A 17,898-nucleotide genomic window follows, 5' to 3' on the forward strand; every position below is an offset into this window, starting at 1 on the left:
GCCGGTGCCGTGCGCGGAATCGACGGGTCCCCCTGCCTTCACCGCCCGTTCGCCTGTGGTTCATGGCTGGTAAGCCCTGTCATCCGGCCGTGACTCCGATTAGATTCGGTTCATGGCGGACACGAAGCGCGAAATCGAGCGGAAGTATGAGTCCGACGACAGCGGCCTGCCCGACCTGACCGGCGTCGCCGGGGTCGCCTCCGTCGTCGACAAGGGTGTCGCGCATCTGGACGCCACCTACTACGACACCCCGGACGAACGCCTCGCCTCGGCGTCGATCACGCTGCGCCGCAGAACGGGCGGGTCCGACGCCGGCTGGCATCTGAAGTTCCCCGTCGCCCAGGGAGTGCGCGACGAGATCCAGGCTCCGCTCTCCGACGACCTGCCCGACGAACTCGCCGGACTCGTCCGCTCCCGGGTCCGGCACGGCGAGCTGGCGCCCGTGGTCCGGCTCCGGTCCGACCGGGACGTGCGCGACCTCGTGGACGCCGACGGGCGGCTGCTGGCCGAGGTCAGCGTGGACGCCGTACACGCGCAGCGGCTAGCCGGCGGGGACGGCGTCGCCCAGTGGACCGAGATCGAGGTGGAGTTGGCGGACGGCGTCGACCCGGTCGTCCTCGACAAGGTGGAGAAGCGGCTGCGCAAGGCGGGCGTACGGCCGTCGAAGTCGGCGTCGAAGCTCGCGCGGGCGCTGGCCGAGACCGCTCCGAAGAAGCTCGCCCCCGGGCCCGCCGCGGACCCCGTGACCGCCGGTGACCATGTGCTCGCGTATGTGCGGACCCAGCGGGACACGATCGTCGAGCTCGACCCGGCCGTGCGGCAGGACGCCGAGGACTCCGTCCACAGCATGCGCGTCGCGACCCGCCGGATGCGCAGCACCTTCAAGTCCTTCGGCAAGGTCCTGGACCGGGAGGTCACCGACCCGATCGGCGACGAGCTGAAGTGGCTGGCGGGTGAGCTGGGCGTGGACCGGGACCGTGAGGTGCTCAACGAACGCCTGAGCGCGTCACTGGAGCAGGTGCCCGGGGCGCTGGTGTCCGGCCCGGTCGCCGAGCGGGTGAGTCACTGGGCGGGTGACCGGCCCGGCGGGGCCAGCAGCCGGCTGATCGGGATTCTCGACTCCGGCCGTTACCTGGCACTGCTCGACGCCCTGGACGCGCTGCTCGCCGATCCGCCGCTGCGCGAGAAGGCCGGGAAGAAGCCCGGCAAGGTGCTGCCCAAGGCCGTGAAGAAGGACTTCGGGAAGGTCTCCGCGCTGGTCGAGCAGGCCGTGGAGCTGGACCCGGGCAGCGACCGGGACGTGGCGATCCACGAGGCCCGCAAGAAGACCAAGCGCACCCGCTACGCGGCGGAGGCGGCCGTCCCGGCGCTCGGCAAGCCGGCGAAGGACCTGGTCAAGACGATGAAGTCGCTCCAGAACCTGCTCGGCGAGCACCAGGACAGCGTCATGGCCCGCCAGACCCTGCGCGAGCTGTCCGCGGTCGCGCACGCCGCCGGGGAGAGCGCGTTCACGTACGGACTGCTGTACGGGCGTGAGGAACAGCGCGCGGCGGCCGTGGAAGCCGAGCTGCCGGGCTTCTGGGACGGGATCAAGGGCGGGACGGACCTCCTCTGAGCCTTCGGACGTACGGGGGGCGCCCGCGGTCGCGTTAGGCTAGATGGTCACCCCTGTCAGTTCAGTCCAGCCACGAAGGTTCGCGAGATGCCTGCCGAAGCCGCTGCGGTCACCGAGTCCGTGTTCCCGCAGCTCGAAGCTCTGCTCCCGCATGTGCAGAAGCCGATCCAGTACGTCGGCGGAGAACTCAACTCCACGGTCAAGCCGTGGGAGTCCTGCGACGTCCGCTGGTCCCTGATGTACCCGGACGCCTACGAGGTCGGGCTGCCCAACCAGGGCGTCATGATCCTCTACGAGGTACTGAACGAGCAGGAGGGCGTCCTCGCCGAGCGCACGTACAGCGTGTGGCCGGACCTGGAGGCGCTGATGCGGGAGCACGGCGTCCCGCAGTTCACCGTGGACAGCCACCGCCCGGTCCGTGCCTTCGACGTGTTCGGGCTCAGCTTCTCCACCGAGCTGGGCTACACGAACATGCTCACCGCCCTGGACCTGGCCGGGATCCCGCTGGAGTCCAAGGACCGCACGATCGACGACCCGATCGTCCTCGCGGGCGGCCACGCGGCCTTCAACCCCGAGCCGATCGCGGACTTCATCGACGCGGCGATCATCGGCGACGGCGAGCAGGCCGTCCTCGACATGACGAAGATCATCCGCGAGTGGAAGGCGGAGGGCTGCCCCGGCGGCCGCGAAGAGGTCCTCTTCCGCCTCGCGAAGACCGGCTCGGTGTACATCCCGGCGTTCTACGACGTGGAGTACCTGCCCGACGGCCGTATCGCCCGCGTGGTCCCGAACAAGAGCGGTGTCCCGTGGCGCGTCTCGAAGCACACGGTGATGGACCTCGACGAGTGGCCGTACCCCAAGCAGCCGCTGGTCCCGCTGGCCGAGACGGTCCACGAGCGCATGTCCGTGGAGATCTTCCGCGGCTGCACGCGCGGCTGCCGCTTCTGCCAGGCGGGCATGATCACCCGCCCGGTGCGTGAGCGTTCGATCACCGGCATCGGCGACATGGTCGAGAAGGGCCTGAAGGCGACGGGCTTCGAGGAGGTCGGCCTCCTGTCCCTCTCCTCGGCGGACCACAGCGAGATCGGCGACATCGCGAAGGGCCTGGCGGACAGGTACGAGGAAGACAAGATCGGCCTCTCGCTCCCGTCCACCCGCGTGGACGCGTTCAACGTCGACCTCGCGAACGAGCTCACGCGCAACGGCCGCCGTTCCGGTCTGACCTTCGCCCCCGAGGGCGGCAGCGAGCGCATGCGCAAGGTCATCAACAAGATGGTGTCCGAGGAGGACCTCATCCGGACGGTGGCGACGGCGTACGGCAACGGCTGGCGCCAGGTGAAGCTGTACTTCATGTGCGGCCTGCCGACGGAGACCGACGAGGACGTGCTCCAGATCGCCGACATGGCGATGAACGTGATCGCCAAGGGCCGCGAGGTGTCGCGCTCGAACGACATCCGCTGCACCGTCTCGATCGGCGGCTTCGTCCCCAAGCCCCACACGCCGTTCCAGTGGGCACCTCAGCTGTCGGCCGAGGAGACGGACGCGCGCCTGGAGAAGCTCCGCGACAAGATCCGCGGCGACAAGAAGTACGGCCGCTCGATCGGCTTCCGCTACCACGACGGCAAGCCCGGCATCGTCGAGGGCCTGCTGTCCCGTGGCGACCGCCGTATCGGCGCCGTCATCCGCGCGGTCTACGACGACGGCGGCCGCTTCGACGGCTGGCGCGAGCACTTCTCGTACGACCGCTGGATGTCCTGCGCCGACAAGGTGCTGCCGGCCTTCGGCGTGGACGTCGACTGGTACACGACGCGCGAGAAGACGTACGAGGAGGTCCTCCCCTGGGACCACCTCGACTCCGGCCTCGACAAGGACTGGCTCTGGGAGGACTGGCAGGACGCCCTCGACGAGACGGAGGTCGAGGACTGCCGCTGGACTCCGTGCTTCGACTGTGGGGTTTGCCCGCAGATGGATACGGCCATACAAATCGGCCCGACCGGGAAGAAGCTGCTGCCTCTGACGGTCAAGAACGCTGCGCCGGCGCCTAGCGGTCACTCTCACTGAGGTGGGCGAGGAACTCGATCGGGTGATTGAGGCACTGGCGGAGGCGAGCGCGGAAGAGGTGGCCGCTGCGCTGGCTTCTGCCGGGGCTTCTGGCCTTCGACGGTCAGTGCCGCGGCGGGGGCCTGTTACGCCTCTGCCAAGCCCCGCTGAGTCCTTGGGCATCCACTCAGAGGTCGAGTGGGTCTGAGTGCTCAGACCTTGCTGAGGCCCCATACAGCGATGTTGAGCCCCCTCTCATTACGGAGGGGGCTCAATGCTGTCCGACGCCGGTGAGCTGCCTGAACGGTCGGCTCAGCTTGCCTTTGGCAAGTTGATATCCAGGATGGTGATTACTGGATAAAGTCGGATTGTTACTACTGGTTGCGGGGGCAACCAGGTTTGGTCGGCGGTGCCGACGTCCCTGGGGAGGGCAGGTAGCGCATGAGTCGTCGCTCTGCTGGTTTGGTCGGCGTCTGGGCCGAGATGCAGCGTCAGCAACAGCGCCAGATGGAAGCCGAGGCGAGACAGCGCAGAGAGGAAGCCCGGCAGGCGCGGGCTTACCAGCGGCTCGCTGCTCAGGGTCATCGGGAGTTCCGGCAGGCGGAGGCCCGGCGGCGTACGGAGGAGATCGAAGCCCAGGTCGCGTCCTTACAGGGACTGCTGGTCGCCGGTTGCCAGGCCTCGGTCTTCAGAGCGTCGTCCTTGATGCGCTCTGAAGAGATTGCGCCGTTCGATCCAGGGCCACTCGCGTGGCCTGTGCGTATGCCGGATCAGAGCCAGTACCAGGCGCAGGGGGGTTGGACCGCGAGTCGGCGCGCACAAGCTCAAGCCGAGGCGCGGGCTCATTTCGAACGCGACTTGCACGCTGCTCAGGCTGCCGAAGCACAGCGGCAGCAGCAGTTGGCGGCTGCACAGCGGGAGTATCAGCAGGGGGCTGATGCCCAACGGTCGGAGGTACGTCGGCATAACGCCGGCGTTGTCGAGGTGACCGCGGGGGTGAGGCGAGGCGAGCCGGACTCCGTGATCGAGTACTTCTCGGCCGCGCTCTACTCGTCGACTGCCTGGCTTGAAGGGTTTCCCCGGCAGGTTGCCGCAGCTTTTGATCCAGCGGCCCGGCAACTCGTCCTGGACTGGGAGATGCCTCCCTACGACGTCGTGCCTGAGGCGAAGTCGGTGAGGTACGTCCCCTCTCAGGACCAGGACAAGGAGACCGCTCGTCCTGCGACCCAGCGTCGGGCGCTGTACCGGGAGGTGCTGGCGCAGAGCGCGCTGCTGGTGCTGCATCAGCTGTTCGCTGCGGATGAGTACGGCATCCTCGACTCGGTCGCGTTGAACGGCTTCGTGGACGCGCCGGACCCGGCGACGGGACGGCAGTCGCACATTTTTCTGGCGACCGTGATGGCTGGACGGTCGGGCTTCACTGAGCTGCATCTGGAGCAGGTGGATCCCGTCAGTTGTCTGACCGACGCTTTGCGCGGACAGCTTGCCGCTCGCCCCGATCAGCTCACCCCCGTGCGGCCGAGCCGTCAGCCTCAGGACGTCGGCAATCACGTCGTCACCCATGGTGGGGATGAGGAGCCGGATCTGTATGACATGGATCCGATTGCCTTCGAGTCTCTGGTCGCGGAGCTGTTCCGTGCGATGGGGATGCAGGCGGTGACGACTCAGCGCTCGAACGACGGGGGCGTTGATGTAGACGCGCTGGACCCGACTCCCATCCGCGGCGGCAAGATCGTCGTACAGGTGAAGCGCTACCGAGCGACGGTGCCGCCTACTGCCGTCCGTGACCTGTACGGCACCGTCCAGGACCGCGGCGCCAACAAAGGCGTCCTGGTGACCACCTCGGCATACGGGCCCGGCTCGCACACCTTCGCCCGGGGTAAGCCCCTGGAGCTCATCTCGGGCAGTGAGCTTGTCGATCTGCTACACAGGCACGGCCTTCGTGGCCGTCTGGGGGAGGGCGGGAGAGCGGCCCCAACGCAGACGACGCCTGCCGGGCCTGCAAACCCGACTGACGACTACAACGTGTTGGGCATGACGTGGTCGGGGAACGTCGCATTGGACGTGTGCGCACTCGTATGTCGCGGCAGCCGGGTCCTGAGCGAAGAGCACTTCGTGTTCTTCAACAACCCGCAGACTCCCGATGGGTCGGTGCGAGCAGTGCCGGCACAGGCGCCGGACAAGGCGGCGATTCGTGTCTCCTTTGACGGACTCCCGCAGGAGGCTGACCGGTTGGTGCTAGTGGCTGCCGTTGATCCAGTGGTGAACCCGGACGCGGACCTGTCAGGCTTCACCGACGCCTGTATCCGGCTGCTGGACCCGGCAAGGGCGGAGGTCGGCCAGCTTGAAGTCTCGGACGGCCGCTTTGGGGAAACGGCGTTGGTACTGGGCTCCTTCAGGCACAGGCCAAATGGTGACTGGGACTTCGTCCTTGGCGGCAAGGGCTACCCACGGGGTCTTGAACAGCTCCTTCAGGACTACGGCATCGAAGTGGAGTAGCAGCGTCACGACCTGTGTAGTTCCGAGCGTGCCCGCAGATGGACACGCAGATCCAGATCGGCCCTACGGGCAAGAAGCTGCTGCCGCTGACGGTGAAGAACGCGGCGCCGGCGCCGAGCGGGCACTCGCACTGAGGTGAGTGAGGCAGGCGGTCGGGCGGGTGGTTGAGGCGCTGGCGGGGCGAGTGAGACGTGGTGACGGTCGCACTGTCTGCGGCCGGCGTCTCGCCCCTCGCCCGTCGTGCTGATGGGCCGGGCGGTTCCAAGGCTCAGACAGCCCTCATCGCGCGAGCCTCAAGGTCATGCGTTCAGGTGGCCGCAAGTGGGCGCGATCTCGGCGACGTAGGCCAGAAGACACATGCGGGCAGGCGAGGGCCTTGGCGAATGACCGCAGGTCACAGAGGCCTCGGGGCCGGTCTGGTCGGCGCGTGGGTGCGGACGGGCGACGTGCGAGAAAGCTCGGCCTACGCGAGTTCCTCTTCGTTGTACTCCGCGTCGACCTTGAAGGAACGGCCGCCGCGAGAGCGAGCGTCGCACTCACAGCGCCAGTGCCAGAGCGTCCGAGTGCTCGGACCGTCCACGGAGGACGCATCTTCGGATCTTCATGCGCGGCACCGCAGCGTCATTCGCGTTCCAGATCCTGCGGGGAACGACGGGGAACAGCGGGGACGCGTCACCAGTGCGACCGAGGCTCCAACGCCACCTGGCCACGGGTCAACGCGACAATCGCCACCAAAAGACCCGAGTTTCCCAAGCTGCGATCAGCGGGCCGACCCCGCGAGGCGTGGGGGCCCGAGTTGTAGAAGTTGTTGCCCAGCTTGCGGCAGGCTGGCGTAGGGGCACTTCACGGCGGCCCAGTCCTGGTCGCCCCATCCACGAACCCATGGGGCCACCTGGGAACCGTCGATGTGCAGCGTTCCATCGGTCATGATGCGTCCCACCGTGTTGCGGGGGTCGTTGAGCGCAACCGTGCACTTCGCGATGGTTCCGTTGGCGCGAATCACCAGAGAGTTCGGGCGTGCGGCATAGCAGGCCGCCTCTCTCCGGGCACCTCCGCGTGCAGCGTCTCCGGTGCGCAAGAGAGCCCCTAGTTCTCTCTGTGCTTGTGCCCGGGTTTCGTGCGCGAGGACTTCGATCTCCTCGTCGTTGGGTCCGCCCATCCGTTCGATGGCCTTGAGGTGCACGGAAAACCGGGAGTCACAGAGGAAGGTGTCACGCACTTCCGGGGCGAACTCTCGCATCTGGGAAATGTTCGAGGGGGTCAAATGAAGACGTAGGAGAACTCGAATATCCAAGTCGCTGCGCCGAAGGGAAATCAAATTCTGCCAGATGCGTCGAAAAGATCCGCCGCCATCGGCCCTCAGTCGAGTGGTGTCGTGAAATGCCTGTGGGCCGTCTAGAGAGATCTGGTAGGAGTTGACGCCAAGACGCGCCAGGCTTTCTGCTCTGGCAACGTCGAGGAGATAACCATTGGTGGTCATGTCCGCCGAATAGCGCACCCCTGGCCTGGCGCCAACCTCATCCACGATGAACGAGGAGATCTCCTCGACAACTGTACGGGCCAGAAGCGGCTCGCCGCCGAACCAGGAGAGGTTCAACTGCTGGAGACTGTCCAGTCGTCGGCCCACCAACCGTTTGACGCTCTGCACGGTGTCGGGAGTCATGCGCCCGATCTCGAAGTCTTCATAGCAGTATGTGCAGCGAAAATTGCACTGCTCCGTAGGTAGCACGATCAGATGGAGGGTCTCATCCGCCAGTGCCGCAACAAGCTCTTCCTCGAAGACGTCGTCCCTGTCGGCGACGGGTGCAGCGTTCTGCGACATGCGCACATCCCGGTACGTGTGATGGAGGGGCAGGCTGAGGCGTGCTTTCTCTTCTGAACCGACACCCGTGCCCGATGCAGCCAGGGCCGGGTGACGGTTCCGGAAGCAGAGCTATTGCAGGCACGGGCAGTTGATATTGATGACCGGCCGGCGACGCGCGACCTCGGGGGAGACCTCCTTCAGCCTCTCCGTGATTTCGGGATCACTGAGAATGATCCGTCCCTCATCGTCGACCTCCACACCACTCCCAGGCTTTCTGGACTTGTCGTCAGCCATGATGGATCTCCTACAGGCATAGGATCACGGAACTGCTTGCGAAACGATCATCATGCTGGGCCCGGAGTCTGACCACCGGTGTCAGCCCGGATGAGTGATGGTTGATGGCACCTTCCAGACCGCACAGCGCACTCCAAGGGGTGCCGCTGTGAAGTGGCCCTCGGGGCGGCTCGGCGCGGCCAGGCTCCGTCTCGGGTTCCGTCTCATTCAGCGCCGTTCACGGCCGTTCACCAAGGGCTGCGCGCCGAGTCGTCTGCTGGGGCCAGCCGCCCATGAACCCCAAGCTGATGCGACCTGCCGGCTGTCCCCGGCCGTGACCTCGGCGGCCGGGGTTCCGGGAGGCAGATCTCCCCAGAGTCGGGCGTGGGTGGCCGGCTGTCTGGTTGAGCCCCTTCTGTGTGAAGGGGCTCGTTGGTTCTCAGGGCTGTGCGGGGACGGAATCGATCTTCCGGGTGCGCAAGTGCTGTGTATATGTCTTAGATCTACGAGGAGCGTGCGGACGGGAAGCCGGCCGCCCGGGCAATGAAAGCCGGTGCGCCCACGCCCGGCCGGCCGGGCGTGACGAAAGGCGGGTTGCCGAAGTGGTGGAAGCGGCTTCGCCGGGCTCCGAGGGCACAGAGGACCCCACTGCCCTCGGGGGCTATCAGCAGGAGCTGAAGCGGACTCTCGGTTCCTTTCAGGTGTTCGCGATCTCGTTCGCGTTCATCTCGGTGGCGGTCGGCATCTTCTCGACCTACGACGACGTACTGCAGAACGCGGGGCCGGTCGGGATCTGGCTGTGGGTCATCGCGACGGTGGGCCAGGTGCTGGTGGCCCTGGTGGTGGCGCAGCTCGCAGGGCGCATCCCGCTCAGCGGCTCGTCCTACCAATGGGCCTCGCGGCTGGCCAACCCGAAGGTCGGCTGGGGGTTCGGCTGGCTGAGCTTCTGCTACCTGGCCATCGCGGTGGTGGCGATCGACAATGCGCTCGCGAGTCAGGCGTTCATGCCGCTCGTGGGTATGCAGCCGGACGAGGGCACCGCGCGGGTGATCACCCTTGTGATCCTGCTGGTCCAAGCCGTGGTCGTCGTGGCCTCGACGCGCCTCGTGAGCCTGATCAACACGACCGCGGTGGGGCTGGAGCTGGCGTTGGTCGTGGTGGTGGCGCTCGCCCTTGCCATCGCGGTGGTGGTCACCGGCCATGGCGAGGCCGGCAACCTGACCTCGCGCGGCATCACCGAGAATGCCCCGGACTACTTCGACGTCGGCGGGGGGCTGATGATCGCGATGATCATGGGCCTCGCCACGCTGGTCGGCTTCGATTCGGCGGCGAACCTGGCCGAGGAGGCCAAGGACCCCTTCCGCAGCGTCCCGCGCGCGATCGTGGGGTCCGTCGTGGCCGCCGGTGTACTGGGGATCGTGTTCCTGATCTGCCTCACCATCGCGATCGAGGACATCCCACGGACCACCGCGAGCGAGTCGCCCGTCGCGGCGATCATGCGTGAGCAGCTGGGGTCGTCGATGGAGAGAGTGCTGCTCGCGGCCATCGCGATCGCCTTCTTCGGTGCTGGGACGGTGGTGATGACCGCGTGTTCACGGATGGTCTTCGCGATGTCGCGCGACGGGCGCTTCCCTGCTCACCGGCTCATGCGCCGGGTCAGCCCCCGCACGCAGACGCCGATCCCCGCGACGGTGCTGATTCTCGCCGTGGGCCTTGTCCTGATGGTCGCGCTACCTGGCGCCGCGCTGCTGAAGCTGATCACGGCGTCCACGATCCTTCCGGCGATCATCTACGGCGCGACGATCGTCCTGTACCTCGCGGTGCGCCGCCGGTTGGGCCGCAAGGAGGGTGCCTTCGACCTCGGGCGGTTCGAGTTGCCGGTCGCGGTCTGCGCGCTGGTGTGGACGCTCGCGTCCCTGATCGTGCTGATGTCGCCGTCCGAAGCGCTCGTGCCCGTCCTGATCGTGGTGGGTCTGCTCGTCGCGGGTGGGGCGTTCTTCGTCGGCTTGCTGCTGTTCAATCGCCCGGCGCTGGAGACCGAACCCGGGGACGTGAGTGTCTTCGAGCACTGAATCTTGAACGCGGCGCCTGCGCCTAGCGGGCACTCGCACATCCCGCCGAGGCGTCACCGGCCCCCGCCGGTTCCGACCTGGAACCTCGTGAGCGCGAAGATGACCAAGAGGTCAAGCGTCATTATCGGGATGGCCCACAGCGGGTAGTACGGAACGAACATGAACTGGGTGATCAGGCTGACCCCTGCCGCTGCTGCACCGGCTCCGCGACTCCAGCTCTTGTTCGTCACGACCCCCATTCCGGCGATGACGAGTGCCAGTCCGACCACGATGTGAATCCAGCCCCAAGCGGTCAGGTCGAACCGGTAGGCGTACTGGGACGCGGCGAACAGGTTGTCCGATGCGATTCCGGATGCCCCCATGAGAATGCTGAGCGGCCCGCTGAGCATCATCACGGCCCCGGCGAACAGGGACGCGCCGCTGAGTCCTTGGCTGCTGCCCGGCCCCCCGTGTTCGTTCGGTATCGCCGCCATGGCCGTCACCTTTCTGTACAGCGCGGTCACCGATGCACGACGCCCATGCGGCGCCGGCCACGCTCCACTGCCAGGATCACCGCGATCCCTCGGCACCGCGACTGCAAACTGCCGTGGGGAGACCGTGGGTACGAGCGTCGGCGCCGGGTGCCCCTGCCTCCACGGATGCCGTAGTGCAGCGCTAAAGTTTCGCCGCTGCCGTACGGACGACGAACACGATGCCGCCCGTTCGCCTCGGGGGAGGGGCAACGCAGCCGTTCATTCACCTGTGGGGGCACATTGAACACCTCTGCGCGCCGCGCATTCGCGGCGCTCACGACCGTCGCCGCGCTCGCGGCCGGTCTCGTCGCCGGGCTCCCGGGCCAGGCGACCGCCGACACCGCCGGCTGGCCGGCCGCGGACGGCAGGCTGCTGTACAACGAACTCGGCTCGCTGCGCTACATCAACCCCGACGGGACCAAGAGCGCCCAGTTCTACGAGACCGCGAATCAGGCCGCCTGGTCCGCCGACGGCAGCCAGATCGCCTACGTGGGCTCCGCCGACGGCCGTCTCCGCACGAAGACGTACGCCCAGGAGTCGATATCGGGCAACGACATCGTCATGCCGGCGGGCAGTGGCTGGCATCCGACCGATCCGACGTTCTGGGGCGGCGGGGGCGACATCGTCTTCACCGCCGGAGGCCGACTGCGGGTGGCCGTGGCCAATAGCGGCCGCGCTCCCGCCGCCCTCTTCGGCACCGACGTCGACGGCTGCGACTCCAAGGCCAGCGGCGCCGTCAACGGCAAGCTGGCCTTCGTACGCACCGGCACGAGCTGCTCCACCACCGGTGCCCCGGCCGTCTGGGTCTACAACGGCCCCACCAAGGCGTTCAAGAAGCTGGCCTCCAACGCTGACGAGCCGAGCATGTCCCCGGACGGGCAGTCGCTGGTCTTCACCCGGAGCGTCGCCGGACACAAGCAGCTCTTCACGGTCAAGGCCGACGGCACCGGGCTGACCCAGGTCACGACGGACCCCGCCGACCACAACCGTCCCGCCTGGTCACCCAAGGGCGACCGGATCGCGTACGACACCTACTTCACCGGCGGTCCGGACACCGGCCCCAGCGGTTCGCAGATCTGGATCCACGATCTCGGCACGGGCACGGAGACGCGTGTGCCCATGGCCGACGGCACGGACGTGGCCTGGCAGCCGCTCCGGAAGAACGCGATCTCCCGGGTCTACGGCGCCGACACCTACGGCACCAACATCGCGTCGTCCAAGTGGACCTGGAACACCCTCGGCAAGAGCGTGCCCGGCCTGATGAACGCGAGCTCGGCCGTCCTCATCAGCAAGTCGGACTCCGCGTACGCCACCACCGCGACCTCGCTGGCGGGCAAGAAGCACGGACCGGTGCTGATGACCTCCCGCACGGGCCTGGACTCCGCAGTGCAGACCGAGCTGAAGCGCATGCTGCCCAAGGGCAAGACCGTCTACCTGGTCGGCGGCACCAGCATCCTGAGCAGCTCGGTGGCGTCCAAGGTGACCTCGCTCGGATACGTCGCCAAGCGGCTGTCCGACGTCTCGCGCTACTCCACCTCGGTGGCGGTCGCCAAGACGATCACCAGCACCCCGAAGTACGTGTTCCTGGCGACCGGCACCGACTACCACAACGCCCTCGCGGCCAGCTCCGCCGCCGGCGCCATGGGCACCTCGGGCACCGCGGTCGTACTGCTGACCGAGGGCTCGACCATGACCGCGTCCGTGTACGGCTACCTGAACAAGTACAGCCCGAGCACGACGAAGATCATCACGGTGGGGACCGATGCCGAGTCGGCGCTGACCAAGGCGTACAACGCCGGCAAGCTGCCGCACTGGCCCAGCAAGTACAGCTACTACCGCTTCGGCGGCAGTCCGGCGCCGGTCGCCGCGAGGCTCGCCGAGTTCTGGTGGTCGTCGCCGTCGGACGCCGCGGTGGCGTCGGTGAACAGCTGGACCGGCGGCGTCTCCGCGTCGTCGGCGATGACCACGTTCGGTCCGCTGCTGTGGACCGACGTCACCTCGCTGACGTACGACACCAAGTGGTACATGATGCGCACGTCGGCGAGCCTGAACCACGTGGCCGTGTTCGGCGGCAACGGCTCCGTCGACGCGAAGGTGGTCCCGTTGATCGGCCGTGCCATCGGCGTGGACAGCACCTATGCGTACACCTCGTACTACAAGGGCGACATCCCGCAGAGTCCGGCCTCCCAGCCGTTGTCCGCGACCACCGGCAGGCCCGTTCCGAGCCCGGATCTGGCCTCGCTCAAGGTGACAGTCTCGAAGTGACCCCTTTGTCCGGGACGCCTTCCACCCAGAGGGCGTCCCGGACCACCGACGGATCGGCCGGGGACATCTCGCGAGCGTTGGCATCGATCAGCGTTCAGCACTGCACGCGCGTGGAACAGGGATGCCTCCAGGCGTCCGCATCGGTGCTGATCACCCTCCGAGGCGAACCCGAACGCTGACCTGTCGGGCTTCACCGACGCCCGCATCCGGCTGCTGGACCCGGGGAGGACGGAGCTCGGTCGCCTCGAAGTCTCGGACGGCCGCTCCGGGGAAACGGCCCTGGTGCTGGGCTCTTCCTGCACAGGTCGAATGCTGACTGGGACTTCGTCCTCGGAGGCAAGGGCTACCTCCAGGGGTTGGACCAGCTCCTGGGGGGACTACGGCATCGAAGTGGAGTATCACGACCACGCTCCGCACGGCTGTCCGAGCGCGCTCGCAAATGGACGCAGATGGACTCGCGTTGTGGCCGTCGCCTGAGTGGCCGTTCCTGGTTCGCTGCGGGTCTCCTGCCTTCTTAGCGTTGCGGTATGCGCTGCGGAGGAGGCACGTATGCCGGCCAGTGACCCATCGGTGGGTGGAACGCAGGAGGGTGGTCCGCAATGGGGCCCCCGCCCGGACGGCCAGCGTCAACCCGCTGGATCATGGGTGCCTCCTGCCGGGCCGCCCCAGAAGAAATGGCGAGGTCGTGGCTGTCTCTGGGGCTGCGCCGGGGCTGTGGCCGCCGTGGCTGTCATCGTCGTGATCGTTCTGGCGGTTGCGCCGGGGGACAGCGATGAGAGCACCACTCCTGCGCCCAGCACGAGCATCACCCCGAAGGCATCGCAGGAGCAGTCGCAGGAATCTCAAGGGGAACGAGCCGACCTCGTCAGGTTCAAGCTGGATGACCGCTCGGAAGCCGGTATCACGAATATCTGGCTTGTCTGGACGATCAAGAACGGCAGCAGCGAGAAGTCGGACTACTCATGGGAGTGGGAGGCGGTCGACGCCGGCGGTACTCGTCTGGCGAACGGTTCGCAGCTGGAGACCGATGTGCAACCCGGCCAGACTGCCCAGGGCGAGTACCCGACGACGCTCAAGGGCGTGAAGGGCATGGAACTCAACATCACGAGCTTCGACCGCACTGCCAGCTACTGAAGCGGCGCCAATTCCGTAGCGCCGGTTGTTGTTGCCTCTCTGCCTTGTTCCGTCTCGGCGTGTCCCTCGGTGGGATCAGGTTGGTGCTGTTTGAATTGTCATATGACTAAGCGTGGCGACGCGGATCTCTTCGGTAATCGATTTCTGACCATGCCCGCTCCCTCGAAGGAGTTTCCCGAGGAAGGCATGTCCGCTACGGACGCGATGCGGCTGTTGGACGTGGATCTCGCCATGGAGGGCGATCCGCAGCGGAACCTCGCCACATTCGTGACCACTTGGATGGAGCCGGAGGCGCAGCGGATCATCGCTGAGAATCTCCATCGGAATTTCATCGACCACGCGGAGTACCCCATTTCCGCTGAGATCGAGCAGCGTTGCGTCCGCATGCTCGCCGATCTCTTCAACGCTCCGGGCCCGACCACCGGGTGCCGGACCCAGGGGTCGTCCGAGGCGATCATGCTCGGGGCGCTGTCGCTGAAGTGGAAGTGGCGGCAGCGTCGCCAGGCGGCGAATCTCTCGGCCGACCGCCCCAACCTGGTCTTCGGCGGGGACGTCCACGTCGTGTGGGAGAAGTTCTGCCGCTACTTCGACGTCGAGCCCCGGATCGTGCCGCTCGGCGTGGACAAGTACACGATCGGCCCGGAGGACGTGGAGCCCCACGTCGACGAGAACACGATCGGTGTCGTGGCCGTCCTCGGCACCACATTCACCGGCCACAAGGACGACGTCGTCGGGATCGACAAACTGCTGCGGGACATCCGCAAGGAGCGGGACCTCGACATTCCGATCCATGTGGACGGGGCCAGCGGCGCATTCGTGTGGCCGTTCCTGTACCCGGACTCGAAATGGGACTTCCGGCTGGAACAGGTGCGTTCGATCAATGTCTCGGGACACAAGTACGGCTTGGTCTATCCCGGCATCGGCTGGCTGGTCTTCCGTGAGGAATCCGACCTGGCCGAGGACCTCGTGTTCTACGAGAACTATCTGGGCAAGACCGATTCGACCTTCACGCTGAACTTCTCCACCGGTGCGTCGATGGTGCTCGCGCAGTACTACAACTTCGTCCGGCTCGGCCGCCAGGGCTACACGTATGTCATGAGGACGATGCAGGAGAACGCCCGTAAGTTGGCGGACAACCTGCGCGACAGCGGCCGTTTCGAAGTGATCGGGAGTGACCTTGAGCAGCTGCCGCTGGTCGCTTTCCGGCTCGCCGGCGACCACCCCTACGACGAGTCCGATGTCGCCTGGCAGCTCTCCGCCGAGCGCGGCTGGATGGTGCCGGCGTACACGCTCCCGCCCAACGCGGAGCGGGTGAAGATCATGCGTGCTCTGGTCAAGGAGACCCTGAGCCGCGAGCAGATCGACCGCCTGACCGAGGACATCGTCGACGCCTGTCGCACCCTGGACGACAAGGGGGCGACCCACGGGAAGGAACGGGCCAAGGTCAAGCGCGGCACCGGCTACTGACCTGCCGCTGTGCTCCACGTCTCACCCGAGGGCTGTTACACCGCGCGCGTGGCCGGTGTCTCCATGCCGAGTTCGAAACGGCGAGGGAGACATCATGAGCAAGAACGTCCAGGTGGTCGTGGTCGGCGGCGGGTACGGCGGTGTGACGGCGGCCAATCGTCTGGCGCGGCGTGACGGCGTGTCGGTGACCCTGGTCAATCGGCGTGCCGACTTCGTCGAGCGGATCCGGCTGCATCAGATGGTCACCGGCTCCGACGACGCGGTCGAGGGCTTCGGTGAGGTGCTGGGCGGGAACGTCCGGCTGGTGGTCGACGCCGCGACCCGTATCGACGCCGCCGAGCGGCGGGTGTCGCTGGCGGGCGGTGGCACGCTGACGTACGACTACCTCATCTACGCCGTGGGCAGCGGCGCCGCCGATCCCGGTGTGCCCGGAGCGGCGGAGTTCGCGTACTCGGTGTCGGACCTGGAGGGGGCGGAGCGGCTGCGGTCGGCGCTGGCCGCCGCGCCCGCGACGGATCCGGTGACCGTGGTCGGGGCCGGTCCGACCGGCCTGGAGACCGCCGCCGAGCTGGCGGAAGGCGGCCGTAAGGTCACCCTGGTCTGCGGCGATGTGCTCGGCCCCTCCCTGCATGCCCGGGTCCGCCGGCCGGTCGCCCGTCGGCTCGCCGAGCTGGGGGTGACCGTTGTCGAAGGCTCCCACGCGCGCGTGACGGAGGTGACGCGCGATGCCGTACGTCTCGACGACGGCCGTGAGGTGTCCAGCGCGGTGACGATCTGGACCGCGGGGTTCCGTGTCCCGGACCTGGCCGCCCGCAGCGGGCTGCGTACCGACACCGAGGGCCGACTGGTGACCGACGCGACGCTGACCAGCGTGGACGACGCGCGCATCGTCGCTGCCGGGGACGCCGCCGTGATGACGGACCGGCCGTTCCGGATGAGCTGCCAGGCCGCCGTGCAGCTGGGTGCCGGTGCCGCCGACACGATCCTGCGCCGGATCGCGGGCAGGACACCCGGTTCCGTCCGGCTGCTGTTCGGCGGGCAGTGCCTGAGCCTCGGCCGGGACGCGGGCGTCACCCAGTTCTCCTACCCGGACGACAGGGTGAACGCGCTTCACATCAGCGGGCGGCTCGGCGCAGGCGTCAAGGAGTTCGCCTGCCGGTTCACCCTCAAGCAGCTGGCCTCCGGGGCACGCAAGGCCGGCGCCCGCCCCGCGGCCTAGCCGCTGACACCCCCCTTCGGCTGTGTCCTCGGCAATCACGGCCCACCACGAGAGAGCGAACCGCACCACATGAACGACCACGTCACCGACCCCGCGACCGAGGCGTTCGTCGCCCACCGCAACCTGCTGTTCACCGTCGCCTACGAGATGCTCGGATCGGCGGCGGACGCCGAGGACGTGCTTCAGGAGACCTGGCTGAGATGGGTCAAGGTCGACCTGGCGCAGGTGCAGGACCAGCGCGCCTACCTGGTGCGGATCACGACCCGGCAGGCCCTCAACCGGCTGCGCAGCCTCAAACGCCGCAAAGAGGCCTACGTCGGGCCGTGGCTGCCCGAGCCCCTGCTCACCGCGCCGGACGTCGCCGAGGACGTCGAGCTGTCCGAGAACCTGTCGCTGGCGCTGATGTTCATCCTGGAGACGCTCTCGCCGACCGAACGCGCCGTCTTCGTGCTGCGCGAGGTCTTCGACTTCGGCTACGACGACATCGCGGCCGCGATCGGCAAGAGCGCCGCCGCCGTACGCCAGATCGCCCTCCGCGCCCGCCGGCACGTCGACGCCCGCCGGCCGCGCACACCGGCCTCCCCGGAAGAGGCCCGGGCGGCGCTGGACTCGTTCCAGCGCGCGCTCGCGACGGGGGACCTGCAAGGGCTGCTCGACGTCCTCGCACCGGACGTGGTCTTCGTCAGCGACGGCGGCGGTTTCAAGCTGGCCGCCCTGCAGCCGGTCGTCGGCGCCGACAAGGTGCTCCGCTACATGGCCGGCAGCGCCGACAAGGCCGGCGGTGTCCTCACCGGCGAGCCCACGACGGTCAACGGCAACCCGGGACTCCTCCTGCGCCTGGACGGTGAGATCGACGGCGTACTGGCGTTCCGTGTGGAGAACGCCCGCGTCACCGGCCTCTACTACGTCCGCAACCCCGAAAAGCTCACCCGCGTCGAGTCCGAGACCTCCCTGACCTCCCGCTGAGCACTCCGGGACGCTGTTCGACGCCCGCCCGG

The 17,898-nt window shown here is 67.5% G+C and carries 12 protein-coding genes and 1 pseudogene; 10 read left to right on the forward strand and 3 right to left on the reverse strand.

Annotated features, from left to right (window positions below):
- The first annotated feature begins 112 nt into the window (after positions 1 to 112).
- The 3 genes from CP983_RS28580 to CP983_RS28590 all read left to right on the forward strand — a co-directional run bounded on the left by CP983_RS28580 (position 113) and on the right by CP983_RS28590 (position 6,154).
- Positions 113 to 1,615, forward strand: a complete 1,503-nt coding sequence (locus CP983_RS28580; RefSeq protein WP_150502670.1) for a CYTH and CHAD domain-containing protein — start codon at positions 113 to 115, stop codon at positions 1,613 to 1,615.
- A gap of 87 nt (positions 1,616 to 1,702) precedes the next feature.
- Positions 1,703 to 3,676 carry a TIGR03960 family B12-binding radical SAM protein gene (locus CP983_RS28585; RefSeq protein ID WP_150502672.1) on the forward strand — a complete coding sequence of 658 codons (1,974 nt, stop codon included), beginning with the start codon at positions 1,703 to 1,705 and terminating at the stop codon, positions 3,674 to 3,676.
- Between the two features lie 420 nt (positions 3,677 to 4,096).
- A complete protein-coding gene (locus CP983_RS28590; RefSeq protein WP_189748656.1) occupies positions 4,097 to 6,154 on the forward strand; it encodes a restriction endonuclease in 2,058 nt (685 codons plus the stop codon).
- 760 nt (positions 6,155 to 6,914) lie between these two features.
- Here the strand turns inward: CP983_RS28590 and CP983_RS28595 are convergent.
- Together CP983_RS28595 and CP983_RS44090 are read right to left on the reverse strand one after the other, a co-directional pair.
- Complete coding sequence (locus tag CP983_RS28595) at positions 6,915 to 7,976, reverse strand: radical SAM protein (RefSeq protein WP_150502674.1); 1,062 nt, start codon at positions 7,974 to 7,976, stop codon at positions 6,915 to 6,917.
- A gap of 111 nt (positions 7,977 to 8,087) precedes the next feature.
- Positions 8,088 to 8,252, reverse strand: a complete 165-nt coding sequence (locus CP983_RS44090; RefSeq protein WP_167537773.1) for a hypothetical protein — start codon at positions 8,250 to 8,252, stop codon at positions 8,088 to 8,090.
- Between the two features lie 581 nt (positions 8,253 to 8,833).
- Here CP983_RS44090 and CP983_RS28600 point away from each other — a divergent pair.
- A complete protein-coding gene (locus CP983_RS28600) occupies positions 8,834 to 10,303 on the forward strand; it encodes an APC family permease (protein WP_150502676.1) in 1,470 nt (489 codons plus the stop codon).
- 53 nt (positions 10,304 to 10,356) lie between these two features.
- On the opposite strand, the gene CP983_RS28605 is transcribed toward CP983_RS28600, so the two are convergent.
- Entirely contained in the window at positions 10,357 to 10,776 is a 420-nt protein-coding gene (locus CP983_RS28605; RefSeq protein ID WP_244364963.1) for a DUF7144 family membrane protein, read from the reverse strand.
- A gap of 279 nt (positions 10,777 to 11,055) precedes the next feature.
- Here CP983_RS28605 and CP983_RS28610 point away from each other — a divergent pair, with 279 nt between their 5' ends.
- The 6 genes and pseudogenes from CP983_RS28610 (at position 11,056) to CP983_RS28635 (ending at position 17,866) form a co-directional block, all read left to right on the forward strand.
- Entirely contained in the window at positions 11,056 to 13,080 is a 2,025-nt protein-coding gene (locus CP983_RS28610) for a cell wall-binding repeat-containing protein (RefSeq protein ID WP_150502678.1), read from the forward strand.
- Between the two features lie 159 nt (positions 13,081 to 13,239).
- Positions 13,240 to 13,476 (forward strand): annotated as a pseudogene (locus CP983_RS44820) (TerD family protein); the annotation flags it as partial.
- Between the two features lie 327 nt (positions 13,477 to 13,803).
- Positions 13,804 to 14,214, forward strand: a complete 411-nt coding sequence (locus CP983_RS28620) for a hypothetical protein (RefSeq protein WP_150502680.1) — start codon at positions 13,804 to 13,806, stop codon at positions 14,212 to 14,214.
- Positions 14,215 to 14,316: 102 nt separating this feature from the next.
- Complete coding sequence (gene gad, locus CP983_RS28625) at positions 14,317 to 15,681, forward strand: glutamate decarboxylase (RefSeq protein ID WP_150502682.1); 1,365 nt, start codon at positions 14,317 to 14,319, stop codon at positions 15,679 to 15,681.
- A gap of 94 nt (positions 15,682 to 15,775) precedes the next feature.
- The gene (locus CP983_RS28630) at positions 15,776 to 16,900 is read left to right on the forward strand and encodes an NAD(P)/FAD-dependent oxidoreductase (RefSeq protein ID WP_150502683.1); all 1,125 of its coding nucleotides are present in this window, start codon (positions 15,776 to 15,778) and stop codon (positions 16,898 to 16,900) included.
- A 69-nt stretch (positions 16,901 to 16,969) separates the two neighbouring features.
- Positions 16,970 to 17,866, forward strand: a complete 897-nt coding sequence (locus tag CP983_RS28635; RefSeq protein WP_125524547.1) for an RNA polymerase sigma-70 factor — start codon at positions 16,970 to 16,972, stop codon at positions 17,864 to 17,866.
- Positions 17,867 to 17,898: the final 32 nt, after the last annotated feature.

Source organism: Streptomyces chartreusis (assembly GCF_008704715.1).
Lineage (GTDB): Bacteria > Actinomycetota > Actinomycetes > Streptomycetales > Streptomycetaceae > Streptomyces > Streptomyces chartreusis.

Coding starts and splice junctions, on each gene's coding strand:
- CP983_RS28635 (WP_125524547.1), top strand. CDS start 16,970: ATGAACGACCACGTCACCGACCCCGCGACCGAGGCGTTCGTCGCCCAC.
- gad (WP_150502682.1), top strand. CDS start 14,317: ATGACTAAGCGTGGCGACGCGGATCTCTTCGGTAATCGATTTCTGACC.
- CP983_RS28595 (WP_150502674.1), bottom strand. CDS start 7,976: ATGTCGCAGAACGCTGCACCCGTCGCCGACAGGGACGACGTCTTCGAG.
- CP983_RS28580 (WP_150502670.1), top strand. CDS start 113: ATGGCGGACACGAAGCGCGAAATCGAGCGGAAGTATGAGTCCGACGAC.
- CP983_RS28630 (WP_150502683.1), top strand. CDS start 15,776: ATGAGCAAGAACGTCCAGGTGGTCGTGGTCGGCGGCGGGTACGGCGGT.
- CP983_RS28585 (WP_150502672.1), top strand. CDS start 1,703: ATGCCTGCCGAAGCCGCTGCGGTCACCGAGTCCGTGTTCCCGCAGCTC.
- CP983_RS28605 (WP_244364963.1), bottom strand. CDS start 10,776: ATGGCGGCGATACCGAACGAACACGGGGGGCCGGGCAGCAGCCAAGGA.
- CP983_RS28590 (WP_189748656.1), top strand. CDS start 4,097: ATGAGTCGTCGCTCTGCTGGTTTGGTCGGCGTCTGGGCCGAGATGCAG.
- CP983_RS44090 (WP_167537773.1), bottom strand. CDS start 8,252: ATGGCTGACGACAAGTCCAGAAAGCCTGGGAGTGGTGTGGAGGTCGAC.